This window comes from Streptomyces saintjeani (assembly GCF_055409605.1).
This window is the reverse complement of sequence record NZ_CP189624.1, coordinates 2,553,950-2,566,340: the sequence shown is the minus strand read 5'-3', so window position 1 is coordinate 2,566,340 and position 12,391 is coordinate 2,553,950. Positions and strand designations below refer to the sequence as shown.

The window sequence follows — 12,391 nt, the reverse complement described above, 5'->3', positions numbered from 1 at the left end:
CCCCGGATCAGTCGCCGTACTCCGCCATCGTGTCCAGCAGCCGCGCGGAGGCCGCCGGAACGGTCACCCCGTGGATGCGCGACGGAGAAATAGGCAGGTCGGCTGGCTTCTCGGGAACGGCCCAGTGGGGGACCATACGAGCACAGTCCCCGCGCAGCGCCGCGAGGCCGCCCTCGAAGTCCGCTGGAGCCGTTGTCAAGGACCGGTCGAAAGTTGTCATAGCGGCACCGTAGGCATGATCCACCTCGACGGGAAAGCCCTACTATCGGGTAGTTTCGCCCGCTTCTGTGGCCTCACCCGAACGGGTAGCGTGAACTGTCATATCGCCTCCCCCACTGGAGAGACCCCGCCGTGCGCATCGCAGTCACCGGCTCCATCGCCACCGACCACCTCATGACGTTCCCCGGCCGCTTCGCCGACCAGCTCGTCGCGGACCAACTGCACACGGTCTCGCTCTCCTTCCTCGTGGACCAGCTGGAGGTCCGCAGGGGAGGCGTCGCCGCGAACATCGCCTTCGGCATGGGCCTGCTCGGCACGGCCCCCGTCCTCGTCGGCGCGGTCGGCTCGGACTTCGCGGAATACCGTGCCTGGCTGGACCGGCACGGCGTCGACACCCAGTGCGTGCACGTCTCCGAGACCCGGCACACCGCCCGGTTCGTGTGCACCACCGACGCCGACCACAACCAGATCGGCTCCTTCTACGCCGGCGCGATGAGCGAGGCGCGGTTCATCGAGCTGAAGGCCGTCTCCGACCAGGTCGGCGGCATCGACCTCGTCTCCATCGGCGCCGACGACCCCGAGGCGATGCTCCGCCACACGGAGGACTGCCGGAGCCGGGGCATCCCCTTCGCCGCGGACTTCTCCCAGCAGATCGCCCGCATGGACGGCGCCGAGATCCGCGTCCTCCTCGAAGGCGCGACGTACCTCTTCTCCAACGAGTACGAGAAGGGGCTCATCGAGTCCAAGACGGGGCTGTCGGACGCGGAGATCCTCGCGAAGGTCGGCCACCGGGTGACCACGCTCGGCGCGCGCGGCGTCCGCATCGAGCGGGTCGGCGAGCCGGTCATCGAGGTCGGCTGCCCCGAGGAGGAGGCCAAGGTCGAGCCCACGGGCGTCGGCGACGCACTCCGCGCCGGGTTCCTGTCCGGGCTCGTGTGGGGGGTCTCGCTGGAGCGTGCGGCGCAGGTCGGGTGCATGCTGGCGACCCTTGTCATCGAGACGGTGGGGACGCAGGAGTACACGCTGGAGCGGGGCCACTTCCTGGAGCGGTTCGCCAAGGCGTACGGCGAAGAGGCGGCGGCTGAAGTGCGGGTCCACCTGAGCTGAGCAGAAGGAAGGAAGGGCGTTCACTTGATCCGACGGACCAAGTACGCCCTTCCTTTTTCTTGGGGTTCCTCACCCACGTACTCATTCCCCGTCATCTCGCACCACGCCGGGATGTCCAGCCGCGCCGCCTCGTCGTCCGCCAACACCGTCACCACCGTCCCCACCGGCACCGTTCTGACCGTCTTCGCCAGCTCGATCACCGGAATCGGGCACCGCTTCCCCAGCGAGTCCACGACCGTCCCCTGAACCGGTGTCACCTCCGCGCCCAGCTTCTCGCGCACCCCCGCCACCACCCCCGGCAGCACCTCCAGGAACCTCTCCACGTCCGCCTCCGCCACGCCCATCGGCAGAGAGACGCGTACGTTCCCCTCGCTCAGCACCCCCATCGCCTTGAGGACATGGCTCGGCGTCAGCGTGTCGCTCGTGCACGACGACCCCGACGAGACGGCGAACCCCTCGCGGTCCAGCTCATGGAGGAGCGTCTCGCCGTCGACGTACAGACAGGAGAAGGTGACGATGCCGGGCAGCCGAAGCCCGGGATCGCCCACGACTTCGACGTCAGGTACGAGAAGGGCGACCCGTTCCCGAATCCGCGAGGTCAACTCCCGTACCCGCACGGCCTCGACGGCGGCGTCGGCCCGCACGGCCCGCAGCGAAGCCGCTGCCGCGACGATCGCCGGCAGATTCCCGAACTCCTCGTCCTCCCGAGGCGCGAACCGCACCCCCTTCCGCACGGCGAGCACCCCGACTCCCGCGGGCCCGCCCCACTTCCGGGCACTGGCGGTCAGCACGGCCCACCCCTCTTCGACAGGACCCCACCCCAACGACTGGGCGGCATCCACCAGCAACGGCACCTCCCCACACACCTCAGCCACCTCACCCACCGGCTGCACGGTCCCCACCTCATGATTGGCGGCCTGTAGACAGGCCAACGCGGTGTCGGACCGCAGCGCATCCCGATACGCCTCGACGCCGACGGCACCCAACCGCCCTACAGGCACCTGGGTGACCTCCCCGTCCCACTGTTCGGCCACATGGAGCACGGAAGAATGCTCGACGGATGACACGATCAGGTGACGCCCGACGCGCCGCCTCCCCGTCAACACCCCCGCCATCCCTACCTGAACGGCCCGGGTCCCGGAGGAGGTGAACCGAACCTCGTCCGCCCGACACCCAATAGCCTCAGCGGCTGCCTCGCGGGCGGCATCAAGCAGGACCCGAGCTTTCCGCCCCTCCCGATACAGCTTCCCGGGATCAGCCCATCCGTCCTCCAGAGAGGCCAACAGGGCCTGGCGAGCAACGGGATGAAGCGGAGAACCGGAAGCGGCGTCAAAGAAAGGCACCGGCCCACGCTAACGCCCCCAGGGGCGCGGGGCTGTGTCTATTAGCGGCTCCGCCGCGGGGCGCGATCAGCCACAAACAACTCGCACCCGCCAAACCAGCGAACCACCCGAGTCAGAAGGCACCCCTCCCCGCGAACCCCCGGAGGGCGTCGGCTAGGGTTTGGTCCGCATAAACATCCAAACCCCTGCCCGACGCAGGGCGGCGCCCGGCCACCGACCACCGACGGAGTCAGGCCGCAGCCAACCCGCGCGGGCGAGACTCTCGGGAAGGCGCTACGTGAGTCCCAACGGCTCCGACCGCTCGCCGCGGCGCCCGATGCGGCGGAAGCTGCTCCAGGCAATGACCGCGGGCCTGGTCCTGGCGACCGCCACCGGTTGCACATCTAAGGACTTCCCCCGCCTTGGAATGCCCACCCCCACGACGGAAGAGGCTCCGCGGATCCTCTCCCTGTGGCAGGGGTCCTGGGCAGCCGCGCTGGTTACCGGCGTGCTGGTGTGGGGCCTGATTCTGTGGAGTGCTTTCTTCCACCGGCGCAGCCGCACCAAGATCCAGGTGCCGGCGCAGACGCGTTACAACATGCCCCTGGAGGCGCTGTACACGGTCGTTCCGATCGTCATCGTCTCGGTCCTGTTCTACTTCACGGCACGGGACGAGTCGAAGCTCCTCAGCCTGGAGAAGAAGCCGGACGTCACGGTCAACGTCGTCGGGTTCCAGTGGAGCTGGTGCTTCAACTACGTCGAGAACGTCCCCGGTTCCACCGGCGACGGCAAGACCGACAAGAACCTGGACGCGATCCCGGACCGGTTCAAGAAGGACTTCCCCGCGGACGCGGGCGGCGTCTACACCTGCGGTGTCCCCGGTGAGCGGAACCCGCAGACCAACAACCCCGGTCCGACCCTCTGGCTTCCCAAGGGCAAGACGGTCCGCTTCATTCTGACTTCGCGTGACGTCATCCACTCCTTCTGGGTGGTGCCGTTCCTGATGAAGATGGACGTCGTCCCCGGCCACACCAACGCCTTCCAGGTGACCCCCAACAGGGAGGGCACCTTCATGGGCAAGTGCGCCGAGCTCTGCGGCGTCGACCACTCCCGGATGCTGTTCAACGTGAAGGTCGTCTCTCCTGAGCGCTACGAGCAGCACCTCAAGGAACTCGTAGAGAAGGGGCAGACCGGTTACGTTCCCGCGGGCATCGAGCAGACCGCCCACGAGAAGAACCGGGAGACGAACAACCTGTGAGCATCCTCAACGAACCCCAGGGTGCCGAGGCCGACTCGTACGAGAACGAGCTGCCTGTCCGGCGCAAGCAGCCCGGCAACGTCGTGGTCAAGTGGCTCACCACCACCGACCACAAGACGATCGGGACGCTGTACCTCGTCACGTCCTTCGCCTTCTTCTGCATCGGCGGCGTCATGGCGCTGCTGATGCGCGCCGAACTGGCCCGCCCGGGCCTCCAGCTCATGTCCAATGAGCAGTTCAACCAGGCGTTCACGATGCACGGCACGATCATGCTGCTGATGTTCGCGACGCCGCTCTTCGCGGGCTTCGCGAACTGGATCATGCCGCTCCAGATCGGCGCCCCCGACGTCGCCTTCCCGCGGCTGAACATGTTCGCCTACTGGCTCTACCTGTTCGGCTCGCTCATCGCCGTCGGTGGCTTCCTCACCCCGCAGGGCGCCGCCGACTTCGGCTGGTTCGCCTACAGCCCGCTGTCGGACGCGGTCCGCTCGCCGGGCATCGGCGCCGACATGTGGATCATGGGTCTGGCCTTCTCCGGCTTCGGCACGATCCTCGGCTCGGTCAACTTCATCACCACCATCATCTGCATGCGCGCGCCCGGCATGACGATGTTCCGGATGCCGATCTTCGTGTGGAACGTGCTGCTGACGGCCGTTCTGGTCCTGCTGGCCTTCCCGGTCCTGGCGGCGGCGCTGTTCGCGCTGGAGGCGGATCGCAAGTTCGGAGCGCATGTCTTCGACGCCGCGAACGGCGGTGCGTTGCTATGGCAACACCTCTTCTGGTTCTTCGGCCATCCAGAGGTGTACATCATCGCCCTACCGTTCTTCGGCATCATCTCCGAGGTCATCCCGGTCTTCTCCCGCAAGCCGATGTTCGGCTACATGGGCCTGGTCGGCGCGACCATCGCCATCGCCGGTCTCTCGGTGACGGTGTGGGCGCACCACATGTACGTCACCGGCGGTGTGCTGCTGCCGTTCTTCTCGTTCATGACGTTCCTCATCGCGGTCCCGACCGGGGTGAAGTTCTTCAACTGGATCGGCACGATGTGGAAGGGCTCACTGTCCTTCGAGACACCGATGCTGTGGGCCACCGGCTTCCTGATCACCTTCACCTTCGGTGGTCTGACCGGTGTCATCCTCGCCTCGCCGCCGATGGACTTCCACGTCTCCGACTCGTACTTCGTGGTGGCCCACTTCCACTACGTCGTCTTCGGCACGGTCGTCTTCGCGATGTTCTCCGGCTTCCACTTCTGGTGGCCGAAGATGACGGGCAAGATGCTCGACGAGCGGCTCGGCAAGATCACCTTCTGGACGCTGTTCATCGGCTTCCACGGCACGTTCCTCGTCCAGCACTGGCTGGGCGCCGAGGGCATGCCGCGCCGGTACGCCGACTACCTCGCGGCCGACGGCTTCACCGCGCTGAACACCATCTCCACGATCAGCTCGTTCGTCCTCGGCCTGTCGATCCTGCCGTTCTTCTACAACGTGTGGAAGACCGCCAAGTACGGCAAGAAGGTCGAGGTCGACGACCCGTGGGGCTACGGCCGTTCGCTGGAGTGGGCGACCTCCTGCCCGCCGCCGCGCCACAACTTCCTCACCCTGCCGCGGATCCGCAGTGAATCCCCGGCGTTCGACCTGCACCACCCCGAGATCGTCGCGCTCGAACAGCAGCAGCTGGAGCACGCGCACGCCGGTGCCATCGCGGGCGGCAAGGAGGCCGGCAAGTGAAGGTCCAAGGCAAGATGTTCATCTGGCTGAGCGTCTTCGTCCTCGCCATGGCGATCGTCTATGGCGTCTGGTCGAAGGAGCCGGCCGGTACGACGGCCCTCTTCCTCGCCTTCGGCCTGTGCATCATGGTCGGCTTCTACCTCGGCTTCACGGCCAGGCGGGTCGACACGGGCGCACAGGACAACAAGGAAGCGGACGTCGCGGACGACGCCGGCGAGATCGGGTTCTTCTCCCCGCACAGCTGGCAGCCGCTGTCCCTGGCCGTCGGCGGCGCCCTCGCCTTCCTGGGGGTCGCGGTCGGCTGGTGGCTGCTGTACTTCTCGGTGCCGCTGCTCCTCGTCGGGCTGTGGGGCTGGGTCTTCGAGTACTACCGCGGTGAGAACCGCACGCAGTAACACCACCGCTGTGCCGTCGAGGCCGGACACTCCGTCAGGAGCGTCCGGCCTCACACGTTCGCCGTAACGCACGTCCCCGTTCGCCGGACGCCGTGTCCCTCGTCCGAGTGACCCACCGCGCCGGGTCGGGTCGGGGTTCCTAGCGTGAAGCCATGAACCACCCGAACCGTACGACGCCCCGCCCCGCCACAGTCGTCCGCTGCACCCTGCTGGTGAGCGCTCTGGTCGTGGGCGCCGCCGCCTGCGGCTCGGGCGGACACCCGCTCGCCTCGCGGCCGTACGACGCGACCGACCAGGTCGTGTTCGCGGGCCTCCCCGACGCCGGGCACAAGGCCGACCCGGACAAGCCGCTGGAGATCACCGTCAAGGACTCCGAGGGGCCCCTCACGGACGTCACCGCCGTCGACGGCTCAGGACGCTTCGTCGCGGGCGAACTCGCCGCCGACGGGCGCCGGTGGCACTCCACGGAGCCGCTGGCCGCCAATGCCCACTACACGGTCCGTGTGAGCACCGAGGACGACGACGGGGCGCCGGGGCGCCGGGTCCTCACGTTCGACACGGGGGCGCCGGTCTCCAAGAAGCGGCTCGACGTCACCTTCGGCCCCGACGCGGGTACGTACGGCGTGGGCCAGCCCATCACCGCCACGCTCAGCCAGCCCGTCAAGGACCCCGCACAGCGCTCCGTCGTCGAACGCGCGCTCAAGGTCGACTCCACGCCCTCCGTGCCGGGCGCCTGGCACTGGGTCGACTCCAAGGAGCTGCACTACCGCCCCAAGGACTACTGGCCCGCGCAGGCCCGCATCCGCGCGCACAGCTTCCTCGACGGCATCAAGATCGGCGACCGGCTCTGGGGCACGAGGACGAAGGACCTGAACCTCAAGATCGGCGACAAGGTCGTGGCCGTGACGGACGCCTCGTCCCACTGGATGACCGTCTACAAGAACGGCGAGGAGATCAACTCCATCCCCGTCACCACGGGCAAGCCGGGCTTCGAGACCCGCAACGGCGTCAAGGTGGTGCTGGGCAAGGAGTACTACGTCCGCATGCGCGGCACGACGGTAGGCATCAGCGCGGGCTCCTCCGACGCCTACGACCTCCCGGTCTACTACGCGACCCGCGTCACCTGGTCGGGCGAGTACGTCCACGCCGCCCCCTGGTCCGTCGACTCCCAGGGCTCCGCCAACGTCTCCCACGGCTGCACCGGCATGAGCACCGGCAACGCCGCCTGGTTCTTCGAGAACGTCCGCGAGGGCGACGTGGTCAAGGTCGTCAACAGCGACGGCGACGAGATGGAACCCTTCGGCAACGGCTTCGGCGACTGGAACGTCACCTGGAAGAAGTGGCAGGAGGGAAGCGCGTTGACGACGAAGAAGGGGCCACAGGGAGATACGTCAAGACTGCAACCGACGGTGGTGTGACGTTTTTAGGGGCGCGGGGAACTGCGCGAGCAACCACACACGACCGGTACTCGCGCCCCCACAGAACCCCCCACCCCTCTAGGCGCTCTGAAGCCGCCCCTGACGCAACAACGAAGCCAGCGCGCCCGCGAACTCCACCGGCTCCACCGGAAGCGTCACAGCGGCATCCGCACGGCTCCACGTGGCCAGCCACGCATCCTGAGGCCGCCCCATCAACACCAGCACCGGCGGACAGTTGAAGACCTCGTCCTTCAACTGACGGCACAACCCCATGCCCCCCATGGGCGCGGCCTCACCATCGAGGACCACGACATCGATGCCGCCCTTGTCCAGCTCCCGCACAACCGCCGGAGCCGTCGCACACTCCACAAAGCTCACCAACGGAGTGTCAGGCGCGGGACGGCGCCCGGCCGCCAGCCTCACCTGCTCCCGCGTGTTCGCGTCGTCGCTGTAGACCAGCACCGTGGCGGTCGGCTGCATCGTTCCTCCGTGACTTCGGCGACACTGGCGTCGTACGGAAAGCCCCATCCGGCCGGATGCTACTCCCGGATACGCCCCGTTGAACACCATGTCAACACCGGTTCGGCGGGCGGTGACACTCCGAACGGCACCCCCCGGAGTGAGGGCGGGATAAGCGACCGACATAATGTCGGTCGTGGCGACAGCAACGACAGCAGAAACCGGGCACGCGCACCCGTCGGTCAACCGGCCGAACCTCACCAGCGTCGGAACCATCATCTGGTTGGCATCCGAGCTGATGTTCTTCGCGGCCCTCTTCGCGATGTACTTCACCCTCCGATCGGTGACCGGTCCGGATCACTGGAAGGAGATGGCGTCCGCCCTGAACTTCCCGTTCTCGGCGACGAACACGACCATCCTGGTGCTCTCCTCCCTCACCTGCCAGCTCGGCGTCTTCGCCGCGGAGCGCGGTGACGTGAAGAAGCTCCGGGGCTGGTTCATCATCACGTTCGTGATGGGCGCGGTCTTCATCGGCGGCCAGATCTACGAGTACACCGAGCTGGTCAAGCACGAGGGCCTCTCGCTCTCCTCCGACCCCTACGGCTCGGTGTTCTACCTGACCACCGGCTTCCACGGTATGCACGTGACGGGCGGTCTGATCGCCTTCCTCTTCGTACTCGGCCGTACCTACGCGGCCAAGAAGTTCACGCACGAACAGGCGACCGCCGCGATCGTCGTGTCCTACTACTGGCACTTCGTCGATGTCGTCTGGATCGGCCTTTTCGCGACGATCTACATGATCAAGTAGCCGGGTCCGATCCCACCCGCGTTATCGCAACGCACATCCAGACGCATCGACACCGAAGATCCTGACACCGGGGTAATCCGTGAAAAAGCTCTCCGCACGACGACGCCATCCCATGGCGGCGTTCGTCGTCCTACTCCTTGCGCTGTTGGGCTCGGGGGCGCTCTACTCCGCCTTCGCGCCCGCGGACAAGGCCAAGGCTGACGAAACCGCCCAGTCCCTGACCATCGAGGAGGGGAAGAAGCTCTACGCGGTGGGCTGCGCCAGCTGCCACGGCACCGGCGGTCAGGGCTCCTCGGACGGTCCGAGCCTGGTCGGCGTGGGCTCCGCCGCCGTCGACTTCCAGGTCGGCACGGGCCGTATGCCGGCCGCGACCTCCCAGGGCGCGCAGGTCCCCCGCAAGAAGGTCATCTATGCGCAGGCGCAGATCGACCAGCTCGCCGCGTACATCTCCTCCCTGGGCGCGGGCCCGACCGTCCCGACGAAGGCGGAGTACGGCCCCGACGGGGCCGACATCGCCAAGGGCGGCGAACTCTTCCGCACCAACTGCGCGCAGTGCCACAACTTCACCGGCAAGGGCGGCGCCCTGACGAAGGGCAAGTTCGCGCCGACGCTGGAGGGCGTGGACCCGAAGCACATCTACGAGGCCATGCAGACCGGCCCGCAGAACATGCCCTCGTTCGGCGACGGGACGCTCTCGCCGCAGAACAAGAAGGACATCATCGCGTACGTGAACGCGGTCAACGGTGACGAGACCGAGAACCCCGGCGGCCTGGAGCTGGGCGGCCTCGGCCCGGTCAGCGAGGGCCTGTTCGCCTGGATCTTCGGCCTCGGCGCGCTCGTCGCGGTCGCCGTCTGGGTCGCCGCTCGGACCGCAAAGGCCAAGAAGTCATGAGTAGCCAAGACATTCCAGAAGAGAACCTGCCGGCAGCGCAGGATCACGCGCACGGCGCGGTAGACGTCGCGGACGAGCAGAACCCGTTCGCCGACCCCGGTCTCCCGCCCCACGAGCACCGTATCCAGGACATCGACGAGCGGGCCGCCAAGCGCTCCGAGCGTACGGTCGCCCTGCTCTTCACGGTCTCGATGCTGGCCACCGTCGCGTTCATCGCCTCGTACGTGGCGATCCCGCACGACAAGGCGATCTACGTCTTCCCGATCGGGCACCTCAACGCGCTGAACTTCGCGCTGGGCCTGACCCTGGGCGTGGCGCTGTTCTCCATCGGCGCGGGCGCGGTCCACTGGGCCCGCACCCTGATGTCCGACGAGGAGATGGCCGACGAGCGCCACCCGATCGAGGCGGCCCCCGAGGTCAAGGCCAAGGTCCTGGCCGACTTCAAGCAGGGCGCCAAGGAGTCGGCGCTCGGCCGCCGCAAGCTGATCCGCAACACGATGTTCGGCGCGCTGGCCATGTTCCCGCTCTCCGGCGTCGTCCTGCTGCGCGACCTCGGCCCGCTGCCCGGCACCAAGCTGCGCACCACGCTGTGGGCCAAGGGCAAGCTCCTCGTCAACATGAACACGAACGAGCCGCTGCGTCCCGAGGACGTCGCGGTCGGGTCGCTGACCTTCGCCAAGCCCGAGGGCCTGGAGGAGCACGACCACGAGTTCCAGACGGAGATCGCCAAGGCGGCCCTGATGATCATCCGGATCCAGCCGGAGAACATCAAGGACAAGCGCGAGCTTGAGTGGTCGCACGACGGCATCGTGGCCTACTCGAAGATCTGCACCCACGTCGGTTGCCCGATCTCCCTGTACGAGCAGCAGACGCACCACGCGCTCTGCCCCTGCCACCAGTCCACCTTCGACCTCTCCGACGGTGCCCGGGTGATCTTCGGCCCCGCCGGCCACGCCCTGCCGCAGCTGCGCATCGGCGTCAACGACGAGGGCTACCTTGAAGCGCTCGGCGACTTCGACGAGCCCGTCGGTCCTTCGTTCTGGGAGCGCGGATGAGCACCACGACGTCCACTGAGGAGTCCCGCGAACGCGGGAAGGCACCGGCCGGCGAGCGCGTCGCCGACTGGGCCGACGGCCGGCTGGGGATCTACTCCCTCGCCAAGGCCAACATGCGCAAGATCTTCCCCGACCACTGGTCGTTCATGCTGGGCGAGATCTGCATGTACAGCTTCATCATCATCATCCTCACGGGTGTGTATCTGACGCTGTTCTTCCACCCGTCGATGAACGAGGTGGAGTACCACGGCCCGTACGTCCCGCTCCAGGGACAGCTGATGAGCGAGGCGTTCGCCTCGACCATGCACATCTCGTTCGAGGTGCGCGGCGGTCTGCTCATCCGCCAGATCCACCACTGGGCGGCGCTGATCTTCGTCGCCGCGATGATGATCCACATGATGCGCGTCTTCTTCACGGGCGCGTTCCGCAAGCCGCGCGAGGTCAACTGGCTGTTCGGCTGGCTGCTGCTGGTGCTGTCGCTGTTCACCGGCTTCACCGGCTACTCGCTCCCCGACGACCTGCTGTCGGGTACCGGTGTGCGGTTCATCGAGGGCGTGCTGCTGTCGATCCCCGTGGTCGGCACGTACCTGTCGTTCTTCATCTTCGGCGGGGAGTTCCCCGGCGGCGACTTCGTGGCCCGGTTCTACTCGGTCCACATCCTGCTGCTGCCGGGCATCATGCTCGGCCTGATGGTGGCCCACCTGATCCTGGTCTTCTACCACAAGCACACGCAGTTCGCGGGTCCCGGCAAGACGAACAACAACGTCGTCGGCATGCCCCTGCTGCCCGTGTACATGGCGAAGGCCGGCGGGTTCTTCTTCCTGGTCTTCGGCGTCATCGCGGTCATCGCGGCCATCGCGCAGATCAACCCGATCTGGGCCATCGGCCCCTACCGTCCCGACCAGGTGTCCACGGGCGCCCAGCCGGACTGGTACATGGGCTTCGCCGAGGGTCTGGTCCGCGTGATGCCGGGCTGGGAGATCAACTTCGCGGGCCACACGCTCGTCCTGGGCGTGTTCATCCCGATCGTGATCTTCCCGCTGGTGCTCGTCGCCATCGCCGTCTACCCCTTCATCGAAGCCTGGGTCACCGGCGACAAGCGCGAACACCACATCCTGGACCGGCCGCGCAACACCCCGACCCGCACCGGGTTCGGTGTGGCCTGGCTGACCGCGTACTTCGTGATGCTGATCGGCGGTGGGAACGACCTCTGGGCCACCCACTTCCACCTCTCCATCAACGCGATCACCTGGTTCGTCCGGATCGGCTTCTTCGTCCTCCCGGTCCTCGCGTTCATCGTCACCAAGCGGATCTGCATCGGCCTCCAGCGCCGTGACAAGGACAAGGTGCTGCACGGCCGCGAGACCGGCACGATCAAGCGCCTGCCGCACGGTGAGTTCATCGAGATCCACGAGCCGCTCAGCCAGGAGCAGCTGCACACGCTCACCGCGCACGAGCAGTACGAGCCCGTCGCGATCGGCGCGACCACCGACGAGAACGGGGTCAAGCGCAAGGTCAAGGGCTCGGAGAAGCTCCGCGCCAAGCTCAGCGAGTCGTACTACGGCGAGGACAGCCAGATCGCCAAGCCGACCGTCGACGAGTACAAGGAGATCACGAGCGGCCACGGCCACCACTGATCCCAGCCCCGGGTAGAGCCCGGGAAAGTCGCCACAGAAGGCCCCGTCCGAACCCCGGACGGGGCCTTCGCGCTACCCGGGGCTGGATAGGGTG

12 protein-coding genes are annotated in these 12,391 nt (G+C 67.2%); 9 read left to right on the top strand and 3 right to left on the bottom strand.

Annotated elements, in window-relative coordinates; all coding sequences use genetic code 11:
- Positions 1–7 precede the first annotated feature (7 nt).
- The gene (locus ACQCO7_RS11445) at positions 8–220 is read right to left on the bottom strand and encodes a hypothetical protein (protein WP_464071719.1); all 213 of its coding nucleotides are present in this window, start codon (positions 218–220) and stop codon (positions 8–10) included.
- A gap of 131 nt (positions 221–351) precedes the next feature.
- Between ACQCO7_RS11445 and ACQCO7_RS11440 the strand changes: the two genes are divergently transcribed.
- Positions 352–1,326 (top strand): carbohydrate kinase family protein, encoded by a 975-nt coding sequence (locus tag ACQCO7_RS11440; RefSeq protein ID WP_464071718.1) that lies wholly within the window; start codon positions 352–354, stop codon positions 1,324–1,326.
- A gap of 20 nt (positions 1,327–1,346) precedes the next feature.
- Here ACQCO7_RS11440 and ACQCO7_RS11435 read toward each other — a convergent pair whose 3' ends face one another.
- Positions 1,347–2,669 (bottom strand): aminotransferase class V-fold PLP-dependent enzyme, encoded by a 1,323-nt coding sequence (locus tag ACQCO7_RS11435; protein WP_464071717.1) that lies wholly within the window; start codon positions 2,667–2,669, stop codon positions 1,347–1,349.
- Positions 2,670–2,946: 277 nt separating this feature from the next.
- Between ACQCO7_RS11435 and ctaC the strand changes: the two genes are divergently transcribed.
- From ctaC to ACQCO7_RS11415, 4 genes are all read left to right on the top strand, one after another.
- Complete coding sequence (ctaC, locus tag ACQCO7_RS11430; RefSeq protein WP_464071716.1) at positions 2,947–3,906, top strand: aa3-type cytochrome oxidase subunit II; 960 nt, start codon at positions 2,947–2,949, stop codon at positions 3,904–3,906.
- Positions 3,903–5,633, top strand: coding sequence for an aa3-type cytochrome oxidase subunit I (gene ctaD / locus ACQCO7_RS11425; protein ID WP_409114684.1), 1,731 nt, complete (start codon positions 3,903–3,905; stop codon positions 5,631–5,633). The genes ctaC and ctaD overlap by 4 nt, the downstream gene beginning before the upstream one ends.
- Positions 5,630–6,028 (top strand): cytochrome c oxidase subunit 4, encoded by a 399-nt coding sequence (locus tag ACQCO7_RS11420; RefSeq protein ID WP_464071715.1) that lies wholly within the window; start codon positions 5,630–5,632, stop codon positions 6,026–6,028. Before ctaD ends, ACQCO7_RS11420 begins: the two co-directional genes overlap by 4 nt.
- 152 nt (positions 6,029–6,180) lie before the next feature.
- The gene (locus ACQCO7_RS11415; RefSeq protein WP_464071714.1) at positions 6,181–7,446 is read left to right on the top strand and encodes a L,D-transpeptidase; all 1,266 of its coding nucleotides are present in this window, start codon (positions 6,181–6,183) and stop codon (positions 7,444–7,446) included.
- A gap of 78 nt (positions 7,447–7,524) precedes the next feature.
- Here ACQCO7_RS11415 and ACQCO7_RS11410 read toward each other — a convergent pair whose 3' ends face one another.
- Entirely contained in the window at positions 7,525–7,926 is a 402-nt protein-coding gene (locus ACQCO7_RS11410; RefSeq protein ID WP_464071713.1) for a response regulator, read from the bottom strand.
- Between the two features lie 166 nt (positions 7,927–8,092).
- Here ACQCO7_RS11410 and ctaE point away from each other — a divergent pair, with 166 nt between their 5' ends.
- The 4 genes from ctaE (at position 8,093) to qcrB (ending at position 12,297) form a co-directional block, all read left to right on the top strand.
- On the top strand, positions 8,093–8,713 hold the full coding sequence (gene ctaE, locus ACQCO7_RS11405; protein ID WP_409114680.1) for an aa3-type cytochrome oxidase subunit III: 621 nt from the start codon (positions 8,093–8,095) through the stop codon (positions 8,711–8,713).
- Positions 8,714–8,792: 79 nt separating this feature from the next.
- On the top strand, positions 8,793–9,605 hold the full coding sequence (gene qcrC, locus ACQCO7_RS11400) for a cytochrome bc1 complex diheme cytochrome c subunit (protein WP_464071712.1): 813 nt from the start codon (positions 8,793–8,795) through the stop codon (positions 9,603–9,605).
- On the top strand, positions 9,602–10,660 hold the full coding sequence (qcrA, locus tag ACQCO7_RS11395; RefSeq protein ID WP_409114679.1) for a cytochrome bc1 complex Rieske iron-sulfur subunit: 1,059 nt from the start codon (positions 9,602–9,604) through the stop codon (positions 10,658–10,660). The genes qcrC and qcrA overlap by 4 nt, the downstream gene beginning before the upstream one ends.
- On the top strand, positions 10,657–12,297 hold the full coding sequence (gene qcrB, locus ACQCO7_RS11390) for a cytochrome bc1 complex cytochrome b subunit (RefSeq protein WP_464071711.1): 1,641 nt from the start codon (positions 10,657–10,659) through the stop codon (positions 12,295–12,297). Before qcrA ends, qcrB begins: the two co-directional genes overlap by 4 nt.
- The last annotated feature ends 94 nt before the right edge of the window (positions 12,298–12,391 follow it).

What these genes read in the sequence shown, in the direction of transcription:
- ctaE (WP_409114680.1), top strand. Translation starts at nt 8,093, where the DNA reads ATGTCGGTCGTGGCGACAGCAACGACAGCAGAAACCGGGCACGCGCAC.
- ACQCO7_RS11445 (WP_464071719.1), bottom strand. Translation starts at nt 220, where the DNA reads ATGACAACTTTCGACCGGTCCTTGACAACGGCTCCAGCGGACTTCGAG.
- ACQCO7_RS11415 (WP_464071714.1), top strand. Translation starts at nt 6,181, where the DNA reads ATGAACCACCCGAACCGTACGACGCCCCGCCCCGCCACAGTCGTCCGC.
- qcrB (WP_464071711.1), top strand. Translation starts at nt 10,657, where the DNA reads ATGAGCACCACGACGTCCACTGAGGAGTCCCGCGAACGCGGGAAGGCA.
- ACQCO7_RS11410 (WP_464071713.1), bottom strand. Translation starts at nt 7,926, where the DNA reads ATGCAGCCGACCGCCACGGTGCTGGTCTACAGCGACGACGCGAACACG.
- qcrA (WP_409114679.1), top strand. Translation starts at nt 9,602, where the DNA reads ATGAGTAGCCAAGACATTCCAGAAGAGAACCTGCCGGCAGCGCAGGAT.